Consider the following 16,773-nt stretch of genomic DNA (forward strand, 5'->3'; position numbering starts at 1 on the left):
CACTAAAAAGGAAATACACACTATGTGGAAATGGTTATTTTTAGGCTTTTTACTTCATGTATCTTGGGCGAATGCTGAGGATAAATTATCAATTTATGTATGGAGTAATTCCATGCCAGCCAGCACCATCAAGGCCTTTGAAGCACGCTGCCAATGCCGTGTTGAGCAAAGTTATTATGGTGATAATGAAGAGCTACTTGCCAAACTGGCTGCGGGCGCTAAGGGATACGATCTGGTATTTCCATCGACCTTTGTTCTGCCTGCGCTGATCGGCCCCAATAAGCTACTCGCCCTTGATAAAAACAAACTTCCGCATAGCAAAGATATTCTGCCCGCTTTTTTACGCGTGCCCTACGACAGCAATAATGCCTATCACCAGCCCTTTATGATTGGCGTAACCCTGCTGGGCTATAACGCAGAAAAATTGAAAGCCGCAGGCGTTGACCCAAGCAGTTGGGCCGCTATTTTTGACCCGGAGCAGCTTAAAAAGATAAAAAACAAAGTCACCGTGTTAGATAGCTCGCGCGAGTTATTTGCCGCAGCGCTGATGTATTTGGGGAAAGATCCCAACTCTGGTAAGGCAGAAGATTTAGCAGCCGCCAGTGATGTAATCCGTAAAGCCAAGCCTTATTGGGCCGCATTTAATAACGATAGCTATAGCCGCCAGCTTGCCAATGGCAATATCTGGCTGGCGATGGGCAATAGCTCAGATTTATTTCAGGCGCGCCGTGAAGTCAAAGAGACCAAGCGTAAATTTCACTTAGAATTTACCGCGCAAAAAGAAGGCAATGAATGGTGGATGGATACCGTCACCATCATGAAAGACGCACCAAGGCCGGATCTTGCCCATCAGTTTATTGATTTCCTGCTGGAAGGAAAAACGGCAGCGGCACAATCAAAAGCCAGCGGTGGCATCAGCCCTGTCAGCACCGCAGTGCCCTTTTTAGACCCAGAGCTTAGCCAGCATCCGGTGCTCAATCCCAAGCCTCAGGACTTTGCTAGGTGGACTTTATTACGCGCGTATGATGCCAAAGAGCGGCGCTTATTGAGCCGCTACTGGACGGGCATTAAAGTACGCTAACTTTAAGAAACGAGTGCATCAGCGTGGGTGATTTTTGTAGGTACGCTGATCACCTGCCCGTGGCTTTTTAGTTTGAGCAAATCAAAAAAAATAATTTCATAGTTTGAATGCTAAATAGATATCCCCGCAATTGTTTTAATAATTCAAGTATGTTTAATTTATTTTTTAAAAAGACGTTATTTTTATACTAAAATCTTTTGCTGTGCCTTAAACAAGCTACACAATCATTTGCTTAATTTCAGCGGGGTAGTGCTTAACGCGTTCTTTGCAACTACCTACGGAAAAACCCCAGTAAATAAAAGCAAAAATGAATAAGCAACTTGTTGTATTGCTTTAAAGCTCCATGTATAAATCAAAGAAATATTGAGAGAATGGAGTGATGAAGGTGAACCAAGGATTGGAAGCGTTTTTTGAGCAATATGGTGAGGCTTATTCAGCCTTGGATGCGAACGCGACCTCGTCCATGTTTGCTTTGCCCTTTATGACTGTTCACCAAGGGCAGGGCACCGTTTGGGAGACGATGGATTCATTGCTGCCTGCAACAGCAGCTTTGCTAGGTTGGTTTGAGCAGCAAGGGTTTCTCAGCGCAACTTACAAGATAGAAGAAGTACTCTTTATTGATGACAACTTTGCCACCGTCAAGCTGATCTGGTCGGTAACGCGGTTAGATCTGACTCCTTGGCAGTATGGCACTTGCTATCACGTTAAGCGTGGAGCGGAAGGCTGGAAAATCTACTGTGTAGTGCAATTTGATGCCGTCCCCGATATGGAAGAAGGTGTCGATGCTGCGATCAGACTAAGTCAGCGCTTAACCGTATCAGGCTAGGTGTTTGTTTTGGGCTTGTCTGTATTTGCAAATATCAAATGATCGCAGGGCGGGTGTAAGTCGCGTACTTTGCAGTATTGCCCGCGGTTTGCACCCATTCTGCAACAGGATCAATTGGCCTAGCCTAATTCATTGGCCCAGCTCATGGCATTGAGTAGTGCTTCAAAATCGCAGGGCGGGTTGGTGTTGGTATCAGGGGTGTTGTCTTCTGTCAGTAGGGCTTGGGTGAGTAAATTGCCCAGTAAATTACTTTTCCCCATGAGGGCGTCTTTTACATCGTCGCTCAGATTGAGCGGCTCTAGTAAATCCTGAAGTGGTGCATTAAAAAAAACATCAATTAATGAAAACATACCCACCATAAAAGCTTGATCGGCAAAATTTTGATTGTTTGGCTTTTGTTTTAGTGCCAGTAATTCCATGAGCTTGCCACGAATAGCCGCTGTTTGTACGAGGGGGTTGTTATTGATGGCTTTACCCGATTGCTGTACATAAACCAGTAAATGAATCCAGCGACCTAATTGACGGCGGCCTAATACGGTGATGGCGGCAGAGAGGCTATCTATTTTTTTGGGGGAGCTTGCTCCGACTGAATTAACCAGCTTTAGTAAATTAATGGTGAGATCGGGCGAGTGCTTAAATGCGGTTTCAATATCGCTATTATCCGCATTGGAATTGATAAGCCCTAATAGGCGTAATAAGGCCATTTGCGAAGGCTGTGGTTTGCTGCCGGATAAAATAGTGGGTTTGGCAAAGTAATAACCTTGAAATAAATCAAACCCCAGCTTCATGCAAAGCTGATGTTGCTCCGGGCTATCTACTTTTTCGGCGAGTATTTGCAGCGGATAGGCGCGTAGCTCGCTGATTAATCTGCGCATTTGCGCGCTGCTCATGCCCATGACTTCTAATTTGGCAAAACAGAGGTGTGGCAAGATGGCACGCTGTGCGTCGCCTAAATGAATAATGTCGTCCAGGGCTAATTTAAAGCCTTTCTTTTTTAGGGCAAGACAGCGCTCAATAATCGCCGGGGTAATGTCGACTGTTTCCAGAATTTCTAATACAACTTGCTGTGGGGGTAATAATTCTAAGACATCAGACATTAATAAATCTGCGCTCACATTAATAAAGCCGAGTTTATCTCCTAATACACTACTTGCACCTAATGTGCTGAAGGCGTGCTGAATGACATCTAGCGTTGCCAGAAAATCATTGGGAACGATGGCTTCGTTACGCTGACTGCTGCTTCTGAATAGCAATTCGTAAGCCACCAGTTCTTGCTGGCGGTTTAGGATGGGTTGTCGTCCTAGGTGATAAGCGTTTTGCATGGCGGTCTGAGCGAAGGTGAGTACTGTAGTCTAGCCGCTAATTTTTAAGACTGAAGCGCTCACGTTTATTTTGTTGTCACCAGACAAGATAGTCGGTTTAAAGCGAGTGCTTGTTGATTGAGGCTTTAAGGCGCAGCAGATCGTGCCATGCGCGAGATTTGTCTGGTAAGTTACGCAGCAGATAGCTGGGATTGTAGCTGACAATCAGCGGGATCTGCTTGTAATGATGTAGGTTTTCACGTAGTGCGCTGACGGGCTCGTCGGTTTCCAGCAATGTTTTTAGGGCGAAGCGGCCTACTACAAATAATGATTTGGGCTGGAGTAGCTCTATCTGGCGCTTTAAAAACGGCGCGCATTGCAGGACTTCGGCGGCTTGTGGGTTGCGTTTATTGGGCGTGCGGCATTTTATAATATTGGCTTTGTAAACTTGCTGCTCTTCTCCGATGGCTGCCAGCATATTGTCGAGCAGTCTGCCGGCCTCCCCTAGAAACGGGGTTTGCTGAGCTTCTTCGTCGCTATCCGGTGCTTCACCGAGTACCATAATATTTGGCTGCATTGGTCCCGTGCCAAAAACAGGCTGTTCGCTATTTTTCTGGCGGCTTTGGCAAAGTGCACAGGCGGTACAACTGCTGACTGCATTGCGTAATTCTTCCCAGCTCATTATCGAGATGTGTTTCGATCGCTCGTCTTCTACCGGCTGATTAGCAGGAGCGATAACGGGCGGCGGGGTGAATTTAGGCGAGCTCACTAATGGCGCAAGCGCTTGATGTGCCGCTACTACCACAGGTGAAAAGCCTTGCGGACGAGGCGCAGGGGCGGCATTGCTGGCTGGGGGGATGGGGGCGGGCTCAGCCGCTTGCAGCTCAGCCAGAATATCTTTGCGTATCCAAACCGGGCTAAGGCCCAGCTCATCCAGTATCAGCGCCCGGCGGTTCATTTAAAAATACTCAGTGCAAAAATTAAAGCATCTTCACGGCCAGAGCCGCTGGCTGCTGGGTAGTAAGCAGGGCGGATGCCGGTTTCGGCAAAGCCCGCTGATTCGTAAAAACGCCTTGCTTGGTGATTGGATTCACGCACTTCTAAAAATAGGCTTTGCGCGCCGTTGTTGGCTAGCTTTTCGCTTAGCGCACTAAAAATACGCTGGCCAAGGCCTTTGCTTTGTAATACGGGCGCAACGGCAATCAGGAGTAGCTCGGCTTCATCAACCATCTTCATCGCTACAGCAAAGGCATTCAGGCCCGCTTCGCCATCAATGCCAAGGCAAACATCGGCTTTTAAAGAATGCTGCCAGTGGCTGATATCCCAGGGGTGCGAATTGGTGGCCGCATCCAGTGCCATGAGTTGTGGAATATCGCTGGCATTTAACTCGCGCACTATCATTTCTTGATTCGCTCGTGGGTTTTGAGTGCCACTTTATTGCGTAAATATACCAGCTCAGCTTCTGCTGCGGGCATGCCTTTGCCAGCGGCAAAATCAGGCAGGGCCAGCGTCAGGATATCTTTGGCCTGTGGAAAGCGCGCTGCATTTGCACCGTTTAGCTGAGTACCGAGGCGCTGCTTGAGTGTCTCGCCATACGCTGCAAAACCGCTGCCTGCGCCTAGCCAGTTACTGCCATCCGGAAGGGGAATCGCGTCTGGATCGCTCAGGCAGGGCTCGATAATGGTTTGCCACACGCCCGCTTCCTTGCGATAGGCCGCGCAATAGACTTGGTTCATCCGGGCGTCCAGACATACATAAACCTGATTGGCCTGACAGCCTTCAGCTAGCGCCGCTAAGGTAGATATCCCCAATACAGGGATATCTTGCGCAAAGGCTAAGCCTTGTGTGATCCCCGCCGCGATACGCAGCCCAGTAAAGGAGCCGGGGCCGTTGCCAAAGGCGACCCCTTCGATGTCTTTCATGCTGAGCTGGCATTCTGCCAGTAGCGTCGCTAAGGAGGGAAGAATCATCTCGGCATGTTTTTGCCCGGCAGGCCAATCACGGGCAACAATGCCCTTGCTGGTGCTGATTGCGAGTGAAAGATATTCGGTAGAAGTGTCGAGCGCGAGATAGGGCATGGGCTGGCAGATGAACAATTAAGCTAAGATTCTACCATGCGAGCCGGTATTGCAGGTTTTGGGAATAGGTTTCGCAAAATGTAAAAAGCCCACGTTGTCGTGGGCTTTTGAGTGAACTACTTAGCTTACATTGCAGATTTAGTGAAATTGCACTTGGATCTGTTGTTTGGCTAAAGCTGCGGCGCTGTTTAATACGCTGTGCAACTTATTGTCGTGTGCTTGGGGTGCTGCTTGCCAGTCGGTGACTGGTTTTTTTTGCTTGCCGTGACAAACGACGATTTGGTACCAACCTTCCATGCCTGTGTGGCGGGTGGAGGGACGTGCTTCTACGATAAAATCAAATTGTGCCATGATGGCTCCTAGTAAATGGCCATCCAAACATTGGATAGCAAAGCACCAAAAGAAGAGCACCTGGTTCGGGGAGAACTTGCAGAAAAGCTGAGAAGGCTTGCTGGATAGTACTGCTACAAACACATTGCGAATAAAGATATTCGCTTTACAAGGTTATGCTCAATCAAATTAGTGGAGTGATTGTTGCTGTCTTCTTGCGCCTTGTCAACGGTTTTTTGTATTTTTTGATAAAAAAGTGCAAATTACAGAATTTTTTTATGTCTTTATTCTGTAATAATTTGTTTTTAAAGCATAAATGAGCAGCCCGCCATTTGATGAAGGTGGCGGGCTGTATGAAGAAAAATAGTAAATCAACTTTTTGCTTTCTTCATTTTTTCTCTCTGTGACAGGGTTTGTCACAAATTTATAAGGAGTATAGCTTACGCCGGTGTCAGTACTTCATCCATAATGCGATGGCGCTCGTCGTGGTAGGCCTCTTCGCTAAGCTGGTATTTCCAGTAAGGCACGGCGTAGCACTGATTTACATTGAGTTTTTTATTAATACGCAGATATTTTCGGATTTGCACTACGGCTTCTGTTTCGCCGGCCACGGTGGCAGAGACTAATCCTTCCGGCCACGGCAGATCTAAAACGGCTTGTGGTAGCAGAGCACTAGGCGTGGCGCTGATTAGCCATACAATATTAACCCCAGCCGGGTGTTGCAGGGGCTGCTGGTCTTCTGCTGTGGGGATCTCGATCAAAGCGGTGCCAACGGCGTTTGCAGGCAAGGCTTCAAGCACTGTGCAGAGCGCTGGCAGGGCAGATAAATCACCCGCTAATAAAAAGTAATCTGCATCAGGATTAAAACGAGCCGGGCCGCCGGGGCCTGCCAGACCGACATCGTCGCCTATTTGTGCATGCTGCGCCCAGTAGGAAGCAGGGCCGTATTCCTCGTGAATCACAAAATCAACGACTAATTTTTGTTGCTCGGCATCAAATTGGCGAACCGTATAAGTGCGCACTACAGGCCGCTCTTGCGCGGGGGGCCAGATTAAGCCTTTGGGGCCAACAGTAGGCAGGGTGAGTGCCTGGCCCTCTTGTGGTAATAGCAGCTTGATATGCGCGCCATTGCTTGGGCTGGGAAACCCTTGTAGCGCTGGTCCTCCCAGAGTAAGACGTTGCAAATGCGGAGTAAGCTGCACGCTTTGCAGTACTTGCAACTTGCGCGGGGCTTGTTTAGGGGGCGATTCTTGGCTCATGGCAGCTCACTTTTTGGCGGCATCTTGATGACGATACCGTAGTATAAATGATAATGGTTACCAGTTGTGTTGTCGGCGCATTAGCCGCTTGTCTTGCTGAAATAAGAGTCCTTGAAACTGCCATCGCCAGCATGGCGATGGCTGCTCTCTTTATAGCGCTGGCGTACTTAAATGGCGGGCGATATCGTCTTGCGAGATTTCTCCTTGGTAATTATTCTCATCATCCACAATTGGCATCCACACGAGGTTGTGCTCATAAAGCTTGGAAAGAATGATGCGCAAATTGTCGCTGGCCTGGGCGGTGACTTCAAAAGGATGGAGCTTATCAAGGCAAGTGCCGCTGGCGTTGCGGATTTCCCTGCGGGAAACATAGCCCAGTGGCGTGGCTTTATCGTCAACAATGGTCAGAAAGCGCTGCTCGTTATCGTCCATTAAGCTAAATGCTTCTTTTAAGTCGGTAGAAGGTTGCGCCGTCAAGGTAGTTTGACCATCGCAGACCTGGCCTGCATTAATCAGTAGCAGGCGTTTCAATGTGCGATCCTGCCCTACAAAAGAGCCCACAAAATCGTCCACCGGGGCGGCGAGCAGTTGATCAGGCGTGGCGTGTTGCACAATTTTCCCCTGCCTGAAGATGGCAATGTCGTCGCCTAATTTGATGGCTTCGTCGATATCGTGGCTGACCATCAGTACGGTTTTATTGAGCTTACGCTGCATCAGCAAAAACTCGTTCTGAATTGATTCGCGATTGATCGGATCAACCGCACCGAAGGGCTCGTCCATCAGTAGTACGGGGGCATCTGCTGCCAGTGCGCGGATTACGCCAATGCGCTGCTGTTGGCCACCCGACATTTCACGCGGGTAGCGGCTTAGAAAGCGATTGGGGTCGAGTGCCACCATATCCATCAGCTCTCTGGCCCGCTCGCGGCTGCGCTTTTTATCCCAACCTAAAAGGCGGGGCACGATGCAGATATTTTCTTCGATGGTCATATTTGGGAATAGACCAATCTGCTGAATGACATAGCCAATCTGGCGGCGCAGCGCCACAACATCCATTTCTTGGGTGTCTTGGCCGTTAATCAGAATTCGGCCTGAGCTAGGGTTAATGAGGCGGTTCACCATTTTAAGTGTGGTGGTTTTGCCGCAGCCTGATGGCCCGAGCAAGACGCAGATTTTGCCTTCTTCAACATGCAAATTAACATTGTTGACCGCAGTTACGGTTTGGCCATTTTTTTGGGTAAATGTCTTACTGAGATTTTCTAGCTGAATCATGAGCGGATACCTTTAGGAGTGAGGTAGTGCTGAATACGATTGAGGATAAGATCCATCACGATGGCGAGCAGGCTGATCATCACTGCGCCAGCGATGAGTTGACGGATATCACTCTGACTAATGCCATGCAAAATCAACAGGCCAAGGCCACCTGCACCGATGGTGCTGGCAATCGCCATCACGCCGATATTCATGACTACGGCGGTGCGGATGCCGCTAAAAATAAGCGGCACAGCCAGTGGTAGCTCTACCCAGCAAAGTCGCTGGAAAAAACTCATACCAAGGCCCTTACACGATTCGCGCACGCCCGGATCAATATGTTGCAAGGCGGTATGGGTGTTACGAATAATCGGCAGTAGTGAATATAAAAACACCGCCGAGATCGCCGGCACATAGCCGATGCCCTGGTTGATCATTGAAAATAGCGGAATCATCAGGCCAAATAGTGCAATTGATGGCGTAGTAAGAATAACCGTGGCAAGGCCCAGCACCCAGGGTGCAAGCGAGGGGAGCCGAACAATCAGCACGCCAATTGGTACGCCTAGCAAAATTGCAAAGCCCACGGCAATAGAGACCAGCATCATGTGTTCGCGGGTTAATCCCAGAATAAAGCTGCTGTTTTCCCAAATATAGTGAATGGTTTCCATCTTATTCTCCTTGCAGTAAGCCTTTGTCTTTCAGAAACTGAGCGGCTACTTCGTCCACACGCAGGTGTTCAATATCCACTTTGGCGTTGAGGGTAGAAATGGTGTCGTTGTCGAGTAGCGCAGACAAGGTGTTGAGGGCTTCTTCAAGGCCTGGATTGGCAGCAAGTACAGATTTCTCTACAACCGGCGTTGCCGCATAGCTAGGGAAAAAATGCAGATCGTCTTCGAGGATAATAAAATCAAAACCTTTGACTCGGCCATCTGTGGCGTAGACCAAGCCCACTTCAACAAAGCCATCACGGATGGCGTTGTAAACCAAGCCTGAGTTCATCTGCTTCATTTGCGGGCGATCAAGCTCCAGCTGATATTTTTCTTTCATCGGGGCTAAACCATCGGGCCGGCCTGCAAACTCGATATCCAGCCCTAGTTTCCAATGTTTATGCTGGTTGAATTCTTTTGCCATGCCGCTCATGGTGGTGATACCTAGCTCCTCAGCCCGCTTGCGTTGCATGGCAAAGGAATAGGTATTGTTCATAGCGGCGGGCTTGAGCCAGATTAAGCCATTAGGAATATCCAGCTCCTTTACTTTGTCATAGCTTTGCTTGGGGTTTGCTTCGGTGAGCTTGTGATAAACGATCAGCGCAGTGCCGGTGTAATCCCATACCAGATCAAGCTGTTTATTGATCAGGGCACCACGCATGATCACACTGGGTAAATCGGTGGTGGTGGAGACCTCGAAGCCTTTGCTCACCAGATATTGCTTGGTCATCGACGAGAGTAAATGCTGCTCGGTAAAGTCTTTGCTGCCTAAGCGAATAGGTGCTGCGTGGGCCAGACTGGCGATCAGCATCAGGCTGATAGAGAGGAAAAATCGTTGCATGATTCGCTCCTGTTAGTTTGATGCACGTTTGGCAAAAATGCGGCCAATACGGGCAACGGTTTGGTCAAGTGCCAGTGCCACAATAGCGGTTGCACCTGCACCCACTAAGAGCTGGGTCTGATTATTTAAAAAGATGCCGGGGAAAATTAGCTCGCCATAGCTGCTGGCCCCGATGAGGAAGGTCAGCGGTACCGTGCCCACATTGATGACTAAAGCCAGACGTACACCCACCAAAATAACCGGCGCGGCATTGGGTAGCTCAACGTAGTAAAGGCTTTGTCTGGGGGTCATACCAAGGCCGCGTGCGGCTTCAAGCAAAGCAGGTGATACACCGCAAAGGCCGGTGTAAGTATTGCGGACAATAGGGAGGAGAGAGGCTAAAAACAGCGCAATAATGGCAGGCTTGTCGCCAATGCCAACCAGCACCATCGCCAGAGCCAGTACGGCGAGCGGAGGGAGGGTGTTCCCAACATTAAAGATCTGCAATATGGGCTCGGCGTAGCGTCTGGCCCAGCTTCTACTCAGCACAATGCCGGCAGGCAGGCCAACAATCAAAGCTAAAAACATAGAGTAACCAGCAAGGCGAAGATGCTGCTGACCCAAGTAGATCAGATCGTTTTGGTAGGTTTTTAGCCAGGCAGGTTGCGACTGAATAAGGGCGAAGATCGCTGCCAAAAAGGCAATGAAGAGGCCGCGTTTTAGGTGCACTGACATGTGCTGACTCCTTTCTTGTAGAGCGTAAAAATCCGCTCGCAATGATGAGAGTGACAACTTAAATGTTGAGGGTTGCCTTGCTTGAGCTTGTTTGACGCCTGTTTCGCACTATTGTGGAAACAAGCGGCAACAGAGCCTGGCGATTTTGAAAAATAAAAATCGCAGTATGAATTGCACTGACTGGAGCCAAGATGATGTTTCTCAGCTTGTTTCGATAAAACCTAAAGGCTTAGCGCCACGATATCGTCAGTGCAAAGAGAGAAGGCTTTTAGCCTTGATCACCACTTTCTGAGGGTGATATTTAATAGAAGAGGACAGTTTTTATCATGATGCTAAGCAAATTCGCAATGTAAATGTAAGACATTGTAATTAATTGCAACGCTTATTTTCATTGCAATGTCATGGCCGTTGCGCGCTTATTTCGCGCATTGCTACGGCATAAAATAATCAAGGTGCATATTTTGTAAATCATTGTTTCATAGGTTTTTTTTCATAATAAGGATCGCTATTGCGCCCGCAATAAGCCCCCAGAAAGCTGCACCAATTCCTAAGAGTGAAATGCCTGAAAGCGTGACCAAGAATGTCACTAGAGCAGGCTCACGAATTTGTTCATCGCTCATCGCTGTGCTCAAGCTGTTGGCGATCGTGCCCAGCAGAGCGAGGCCTGCAATGGCTAACACCAAAGCTTTAGGAAACGCAGTAAAGAGCGCCCCGATGGTTGCGCCAAAAACGCCCAGTAATAAATAGAAACAGCCTGCGGCAATGCTGGCTTTAAAGCGCTGAGCGGGGTCTTCATGTGCCTCTTTGCCCATACAAATGGCGGAGGTAATGGCGGCTAAATTGAGCGAGAAGCAGCCAAAAGGCGCAAGTAGCAAGGTGGTGATGCCGGTCCAGCTGATTAAGGGCGAAATGGGTGTGTTGTAGCCATTGGCTCGAATCACCGCCACACCGGGCATATTTTGCGAAGCCATTGTCACGACAAAGAGTGGCACTCCAATGCTGAGCATGGTCTGCCAGTTAAAAACCGGCATCATGAATTCTGGTTTGGCAAAGGCGATATTCACTTCTTTTATATGCAATAAACCTTGCCCTGCTGCAATCGCAATCCCTAGCGCCAAGACCATCATGATGGCGTAACGCGGCCAAAATCTTTTACAGATTAAATAAGCAATGAACATGGCAAAGACAAGGGTGAACTGGCCTTGCATTTCGGTGAAAATATTGATGCCAAAACGCGCTAAAACACCAGCCAGCATGGCGGCTGCAATCGGCAGCGGAATGCGGCTCATGATGCGCTCAAACCAACCTGTTATGCCGCTTAAGGTAATCAGCGCAGCGCAAAACATAAATGCGGCAATGGCTTCTCCCATAGGAATACCCTGCAAACTGCCCGCCAGCAGCGCCGCACCCGGCGTGGACCATGCCGTGACAACTGGGTTTTTATAACGTAGCGATAAGCCAATACAGGTGAGCCCCATCCCCATGCCCAGCGCCCACATCCAGGATGCAAGCTGCCCCGGCGTTGCACCCGCTGCGGTGGCGGCCTGAAAAACAATGGCGGCAGAGCTGGTAAAGCCTACTAATACAGTAACAAAGCCGGCGGTCAAAAGCGGCAAGGAGCTGGAGGTCTGTCGCATGGCGGGGGCTCAAAAGGTGAAGAACGTCGATCATGCCGATGAGCGGGCTTTTTGGCTAGAGCTACCTAAGCCCAGTTCTATCAACTTATGTAAAACCAGAAAGCGTGCTGTTTTTCGTAGGAGCGGCTTTAGCCGTGAATGCCATGCTTGCAGGTACACACCTTAAGTTAATAGGACTGGCAGAATCCTGTCCTAAGTTGTTTCTAATGAGTTTGAGCAGGAGGCATCATCAGGATTAACTAAGTACAAATACTTACTGGTTAGGTATGTTAAAAGTGCGGTAAGCCAAGGTTTTTGTAATTGTTTGGGCGTGCAAGCAAAACATCGGGTAATCTGGCCGCTTGTTAAAATTGTGGAATGCACCATGCGCCCCGACCAGCTCCTTGCCTCTTTCGCAGCTGCATTTAATCAAGATAAGCGATTGATCTCATTGCAGATTGGCGATGGTGCAGCTTGGGGTGATCAGTTGTTACCTCAGCGGGTAACGGGCACTGAAGGCATTAACCAGCCGTTTCTTTATTACATTGATTGCTTATCGCCAGATGCGGCTTTAGAGCTCAAATCCTTACTAGGTTTGCCTGTCGTTTTATCAATCACGGATGCAGAAGGCGGGATGGTGGAGCGCTGTGGGGTCGTTTCTCAGGCGCAATTATTGGGCTCTGATGGGGGCTTTGCTCAATACAAGCTGACGGTTGAACCACCTTTTGCATTGCTCAGATACCGCCTTACTTCGCGGGTGCTGCAAGATTTAAGCACGCCAGACATTATTAAAAAGATACTGGCCGAGCATCAAGCTAAAAACCCCGCCTTTGCTTCAGTACAAACGTTAGATTTCAAGCTATCTGGTAATTACCCTTCCCAATCTTATACCACTCAAAAAAATGAATCTGATTATGCGTTTTTATGCAGAATCATGCAGCGTGAAGGCTTATCTTGGCGCTTCGTTCATTTAGCCGGTGATTCTCCGCAAGTGCAGCTGGTGATTTTTGATGATGCTTACGCTATTCCAGAAGCCAGTGATTCGCACGTCAGGTTTCATCGAGCGGCAGCCACCGAGGAAGCGGATTCCCTCACCGACTGGATCACTCAGCGCCAGTTGGGCAGCAGCAGCGTAGCCTTAGCCAGCTTTGATTACAAAGCCGTTAAGACCAATCAAAGTTTTGATGATAGCCCGGTTGATCAGGGTGAAGGCGGCCAGCAAATTCAGTCTAGTTTTGAAGATTACGGCGCACTCGCGCACTACTATGCGAACAATTCTGAAGACCTTAGCCACTATGCACAGCTACGCCAGCAATCACACGATCAGGCTAAAAAGTCTTTTAGCGGCTCTGGCACCTTGCGATCTTTGCAGGCTGGGCAATGGTTTCGTTTAGAAGACCACCCCGCCCACGAATGGGACGAGCCGGAAAAACGAGAGTTCGTGGTTACCGAGCTTAAATTTACCGCCAATAATAATTTACCCGTCGATCTAACCCAGCAACTGCTGATGCTTGCACCGAGCCTATTGGCAGGCTCAAATCCTGCGGTAGCAGCGGAAAATGCGCCTTATCAGGCAGACTTTACCGCCCAGCGCCGAGGGCAAGCACTGAACCCGAGCTATGACGAAAGCAGCAAGCCCAGTAGCTTTGGGGTGCAAACCGCCACCGTGGTCGGCCCTGCCGGATCAGAAGTCCATACCGATGAGCTGGGCCGAATCAAAATCCAGTTTTCATGGCAGCGAGCAGATGAGCACCCTGATTTCGGTGCAAATCTGGATGATAAATCCTCTTGCTGGGTTCGCGTGGCATACCCTTCTGCGGGGGCCAGCTGGGGCCATCAATTTATCCCGCGTATCGGCCAAGAAGTTTTAGTCAGCTACCTCGACAACGATATCGACCGGCCCATTGTGACAGGGGTGGTTTATAACGGCAGTCATCTTCCGGCCACCTTTAGTGGGGCGGGAGCGCTTCCTGCCAATAAAACGCTATCGGGTATAAAAACCAAAGAGCACGATGGTGGCCAATATGGCGAGCTACTGTTTGATGATACCCAAGGTGAGGTACGTACCAAGCTCAGTAGCGAGCACGCTAAAACCCAGCTCAACCTCGGCTACTTGATCCACCCGCGTACAGATGGCAAAGGTGAGGCTCGAGGCGAAGGCGCAGAGTTACGCACCGATGCTAGGATGGCATTGCGAGCGGCACAAGGCGTATTAATCTCTGCGGAAGAGCGCGCTCAAGCCGGAGGTAAGCAGCTAGACCGTGATATTTTCTTGGGGCAACTTGAAGCCGCTAACGGGATTGCAAAATCGCTCTCTGATTTGTCGGTCAAACATAATGCGGATGAAACAGAAACCAAAGGGCAAAGTGAGTTATTAAAGTACGTACAAGAATGGGAAAACGGAAGTAATAGCAAGGCAAATGCCGCTGGTGGAGGCAAACCCATAGTGGGGATTTCAGGCCCGCTAGGCATTGCTGCAGCCACACCCGAAAGTCTGACGATCACCGCCGGTAACAATATTGATCTGGTGAGCGTCAAGCACACCAATCACAGCATTGGCGGAAAATGGCTGGTTCGTGTTGCAGACTCTTTGAGCTTTTTCGTGCAAAAACTGGGAATGAAGTTAATTGCAGCAGGCGGGCATATCGACATTCAAGCGCATGACGGCGAAATTCGCATTACCGCGACTAAAAGAATCGTATTGACCTCGAGTGAAGAGATTGTGCTGCAAGCCCCCAAGGTGCAAACCATTGCCAATGGGGCGCAAATCGATATGGGTGGTGGTGCGATTACCACACAATGCTCCGGTAGGCACAACCAGAAAGCAGCACAACATGAGATGAATGGAGCGGGCGGAGGCAGCCCCGCTGGCACTTTCTCCCCGCAAAAAGCCAAATTTGACCAGAAAGCGATTCTGAATTGGGTAGGTACGGGCGAGCCAATTAAAAACCGGAAATACCGCTTAAAAATGGAAGATGGCCGTGTACTGCAAGGTGAAACCAATGCCGAAGGGCAGACGGAGCAATTCCAGTCCGAAATGGGCTTTGCACGCTATCGCATTGAATTGCTACCCGAATAACTGACCAAAAGCCAAACCATGCCAACACCACAGCCAATATCTCAATCCATCCCAACTCAGCAAAATGCGGATGGCTCTCAACATGCTGAAGGCTTTACCACCCCCAAAGACCTAGACACCGTGCAAAGTGCGTCTTTTTTGCCGGAACGGGTTATTCCCGTGATTCTTATCCCTGGCATCATGGGAAGTAACTTGCGAATCAAGGATGAGAAACGGCTCAAACAGCTGAATAAAAGTAGTGATATTGCATGGCGGCCTGATCGGATGACTTGGGGCCTTGGCATGCTGTTTACTGATGCAGAAGAACGCCAGTTGGCGCTAGATCCCCGTACAACAGAAGTGGATATTTATGACCCTCGCCAAGATAAACAAGGGAAAGAGTCTTCAGAAGACAGGCACAATAATGTGAGTGTTACCAAAGGCTCCCCTCTGCTTATTGGCGACAGCAAAAAAACCGCCACGCAAAAAGCGCGTGAACGAGGCTGGGGTGAAGTGATGTTTGATAGCTATGGTGGTGTACTCAATACCATGGAAATTCAACTCAACCTCGCTTTTGCTAACGCGCAGCTCAGCCCCGAAGGCAAAAAAATTGTCGAGGGTGATCCCGCTAATTGGGAGCTGGATAAAAACTACACTCTCACAAAAATCACTGAAGATGAATTGAAACAAGTGATGACTAATTGCTACTTTCCTGTGCATGCCTTTGGCTATAACTGGTTGGAATCCAATGGTATTGCAGGGAAAAAATTAGCGGGCCGGGTTGATAAGCTAATCGAGGGCTATAAGGCCCAAGGCAAAAAATGTGAAAAAGTCATCTTAGTTACCCACTCAATGGGCGGCTTGGTCGCCCGTGCAATTTGCCATCCAAGCTATGGCAATTTGAGCGATAAAGTACTTGGGATCGTGCATGGCGTAATGCCCGCCTTGGGCGCTGCTGCAGCCTATCGCCGGATGCGGGCAGGCTGGGAAAGTGGGGGGCTTGTTTCTCTGGTGCTTGGGCATAAAGGCCCAAATGTTACTGCTGTTTTAGCCAACGCTCAGGGAGGGTTGGAGCTCGCACCGAATAATGAGTATGGCAAGGGTTGGTTAAAATTTGTTAATAAAAAGGGTAAGGAACTTGGAAGTAGGCCTAAGGCAGGAGATCCCTATGCTGAGATTTATAAGGTCAGCACCAAAGAAAAATGGTGGGGACTTTTAGTTGAAGATTGGCTTAATCCTGCCAAATTAGAAACCTCGGGTTTGGAGCTGAGTAGGCGAAAAATTATCCATGCACAGCTATTTCACGTGGATATTGCGAATCATTACCATGGCATAAGTTATGCCCACTACGGCAATGACCCAAAACACAAAGCATTTAAAGAGGTTGTTTGGGAGTTGGATACGCCTGAGTCATATACAGATGATGATATTGATGGGCTGGAAATTGATAGCGATAACAATACGGGGACGTTAAAATTAAAAAATAAAAAGACTGGGCAGATTATTAAAGCACGCATTCTCGCCCCGCAAGACCCTGGGGATGAAACCGTGCCCGCTTTTTCGGCGGATGATCAGTTAAATAGCAGTAGTCCTAAATTTAAGGCTATTTTTAGGCAAACGGGCTACGGGCATCAAGATAGCTATCAAAATCCAAACGCAGTTGCATCAACAATCCATTCTATTATTCGCATCGCAGCAAACATGGGGTGGTAAG

The 16,773-nt window shown here is 49.0% G+C and carries 15 protein-coding genes; 4 read left to right on the top strand and 11 right to left on the bottom strand.

The window, feature by feature from the left end; translation table 11 throughout:
* The first annotated feature begins 22 nt into the window (after positions 1 to 22).
* On the top strand, positions 23 to 1,081 hold the full coding sequence (locus ACFQNF_RS14470) for an ABC transporter substrate-binding protein (protein WP_380188643.1): 1,059 nt from the start codon (positions 23 to 25) through the stop codon (positions 1,079 to 1,081).
* Positions 1,082 to 1,466: 385 nt separating this feature from the next.
* Entirely contained in the window at positions 1,467 to 1,907 is a 441-nt protein-coding gene (locus ACFQNF_RS14475; RefSeq protein WP_380188644.1) for a hypothetical protein, read from the top strand.
* Positions 1,908 to 2,026: 119 nt separating this feature from the next.
* Here ACFQNF_RS14475 and ACFQNF_RS14480 read toward each other — a convergent pair whose 3' ends face one another.
* From ACFQNF_RS14480 to ACFQNF_RS14530, 11 genes are all read right to left on the bottom strand, one after another.
* Positions 2,027 to 3,229: an EAL and HDOD domain-containing protein gene (locus ACFQNF_RS14480; RefSeq protein ID WP_380188645.1), complete on the bottom strand. Its 1,203-nt coding sequence runs from the start codon at positions 3,227 to 3,229 to the stop codon at positions 2,027 to 2,029.
* A 97-nt stretch (positions 3,230 to 3,326) separates the two neighbouring features.
* Positions 3,327 to 4,166, bottom strand: a complete 840-nt coding sequence (locus ACFQNF_RS14485; protein WP_380188646.1) for a uracil-DNA glycosylase — start codon at positions 4,164 to 4,166, stop codon at positions 3,327 to 3,329.
* Positions 4,163 to 4,603, bottom strand: a complete 441-nt coding sequence (gene rimI, locus ACFQNF_RS14490; RefSeq protein ID WP_380188647.1) for a ribosomal protein S18-alanine N-acetyltransferase — start codon at positions 4,601 to 4,603, stop codon at positions 4,163 to 4,165. Before rimI ends, ACFQNF_RS14485 begins: the two co-directional genes overlap by 4 nt.
* A 2-nt stretch (positions 4,604 to 4,605) precedes the next feature.
* Positions 4,606 to 5,286: a tRNA (adenosine(37)-N6)-threonylcarbamoyltransferase complex dimerization subunit type 1 TsaB gene (gene tsaB, locus ACFQNF_RS14495; RefSeq protein ID WP_380188648.1), complete on the bottom strand. Its 681-nt coding sequence runs from the start codon at positions 5,284 to 5,286 to the stop codon at positions 4,606 to 4,608.
* Positions 5,287 to 5,424: 138 nt separating this feature from the next.
* Complete coding sequence (locus ACFQNF_RS14500) at positions 5,425 to 5,637, bottom strand: hypothetical protein (RefSeq protein WP_046351320.1); 213 nt, start codon at positions 5,635 to 5,637, stop codon at positions 5,425 to 5,427.
* 419 nt (positions 5,638 to 6,056) lie between these two features.
* A complete protein-coding gene (locus ACFQNF_RS14505) occupies positions 6,057 to 6,875 on the bottom strand; it encodes a siderophore-interacting protein (RefSeq protein ID WP_380188649.1) in 819 nt (272 codons plus the stop codon).
* A gap of 150 nt (positions 6,876 to 7,025) precedes the next feature.
* Positions 7,026 to 8,144 carry an ABC transporter ATP-binding protein gene (locus ACFQNF_RS14510; protein WP_380188650.1) on the bottom strand — a complete coding sequence of 373 codons (1,119 nt, stop codon included), beginning with the start codon at positions 8,142 to 8,144 and terminating at the stop codon, positions 7,026 to 7,028.
* A complete protein-coding gene (locus tag ACFQNF_RS14515; protein WP_380188651.1) occupies positions 8,141 to 8,791 on the bottom strand; it encodes an ABC transporter permease in 651 nt (216 codons plus the stop codon). Before ACFQNF_RS14515 ends, ACFQNF_RS14510 begins: the two co-directional genes overlap by 4 nt.
* A 1-nt stretch (position 8,792) precedes the next feature.
* On the bottom strand, positions 8,793 to 9,671 hold the full coding sequence (locus ACFQNF_RS14520) for a glycine betaine ABC transporter substrate-binding protein (RefSeq protein ID WP_380188652.1): 879 nt from the start codon (positions 9,669 to 9,671) through the stop codon (positions 8,793 to 8,795).
* 12 nt (positions 9,672 to 9,683) lie between these two features.
* Entirely contained in the window at positions 9,684 to 10,385 is a 702-nt protein-coding gene (locus ACFQNF_RS14525; RefSeq protein ID WP_380188653.1) for an ABC transporter permease, read from the bottom strand.
* Positions 10,386 to 10,861: 476 nt separating this feature from the next.
* A complete protein-coding gene (locus ACFQNF_RS14530) occupies positions 10,862 to 12,022 on the bottom strand; it encodes a benzoate/H(+) symporter BenE family transporter (RefSeq protein ID WP_380188654.1) in 1,161 nt (386 codons plus the stop codon).
* Between the two features lie 364 nt (positions 12,023 to 12,386).
* Here ACFQNF_RS14530 and ACFQNF_RS14535 point away from each other — a divergent pair, with 364 nt between their 5' ends.
* Both ACFQNF_RS14535 and ACFQNF_RS14540 read left to right on the top strand, forming a co-directional pair.
* A complete protein-coding gene (locus tag ACFQNF_RS14535; RefSeq protein WP_380188655.1) occupies positions 12,387 to 15,080 on the top strand; it encodes a type VI secretion system Vgr family protein in 2,694 nt (897 codons plus the stop codon).
* A gap of 18 nt (positions 15,081 to 15,098) precedes the next feature.
* Positions 15,099 to 16,772 carry an esterase/lipase family protein gene (locus tag ACFQNF_RS14540; RefSeq protein WP_380188656.1) on the top strand — a complete coding sequence of 558 codons (1,674 nt, stop codon included), beginning with the start codon at positions 15,099 to 15,101 and terminating at the stop codon, positions 16,770 to 16,772.
* Position 16,773: the final 1 nt, after the last annotated feature.

The sequence above is a fragment of the Iodobacter arcticus genome (genome assembly GCF_042664895.1).
Lineage (GTDB): Bacteria > Pseudomonadota > Gammaproteobacteria > Burkholderiales > Chitinibacteraceae > Iodobacter > Iodobacter arcticus.

Bases quoted from the DNA above. Each gene is read 5' to 3' on its own strand.
- ACFQNF_RS14470 (WP_380188643.1), top strand. From the start codon at position 23: ATGTGGAAATGGTTATTTTTAGGCTTTTTACTTCATGTATCTTGGGCG.
- ACFQNF_RS14480 (WP_380188645.1), bottom strand. From the start codon at position 3,229: ATGCAAAACGCTTATCACCTAGGACGACAACCCATCCTAAACCGCCAG.
- ACFQNF_RS14485 (WP_380188646.1), bottom strand. From the start codon at position 4,166: ATGAACCGCCGGGCGCTGATACTGGATGAGCTGGGCCTTAGCCCGGTT.
- tsaB (WP_380188648.1), bottom strand. From the start codon at position 5,286: ATGCCCTATCTCGCGCTCGACACTTCTACCGAATATCTTTCACTCGCA.
- ACFQNF_RS14500 (WP_046351320.1), bottom strand. From the start codon at position 5,637: ATGGCACAATTTGATTTTATCGTAGAAGCACGTCCCTCCACCCGCCAC.
- ACFQNF_RS14505 (WP_380188649.1), bottom strand. From the start codon at position 6,875: ATGAGCCAAGAATCGCCCCCTAAACAAGCCCCGCGCAAGTTGCAAGTA.
- ACFQNF_RS14510 (WP_380188650.1), bottom strand. From the start codon at position 8,144: ATGATTCAGCTAGAAAATCTCAGTAAGACATTTACCCAAAAAAATGGC.
- ACFQNF_RS14515 (WP_380188651.1), bottom strand. From the start codon at position 8,791: ATGGAAACCATTCACTATATTTGGGAAAACAGCAGCTTTATTCTGGGA.
- ACFQNF_RS14520 (WP_380188652.1), bottom strand. From the start codon at position 9,671: ATGCAACGATTTTTCCTCTCTATCAGCCTGATGCTGATCGCCAGTCTG.
- ACFQNF_RS14525 (WP_380188653.1), bottom strand. From the start codon at position 10,385: ATGTCAGTGCACCTAAAACGCGGCCTCTTCATTGCCTTTTTGGCAGCG.
- ACFQNF_RS14530 (WP_380188654.1), bottom strand. From the start codon at position 12,022: ATGCGACAGACCTCCAGCTCCTTGCCGCTTTTGACCGCCGGCTTTGTT.
- ACFQNF_RS14535 (WP_380188655.1), top strand. From the start codon at position 12,387: ATGCGCCCCGACCAGCTCCTTGCCTCTTTCGCAGCTGCATTTAATCAA.
- ACFQNF_RS14540 (WP_380188656.1), top strand. From the start codon at position 15,099: ATGCCAACACCACAGCCAATATCTCAATCCATCCCAACTCAGCAAAAT.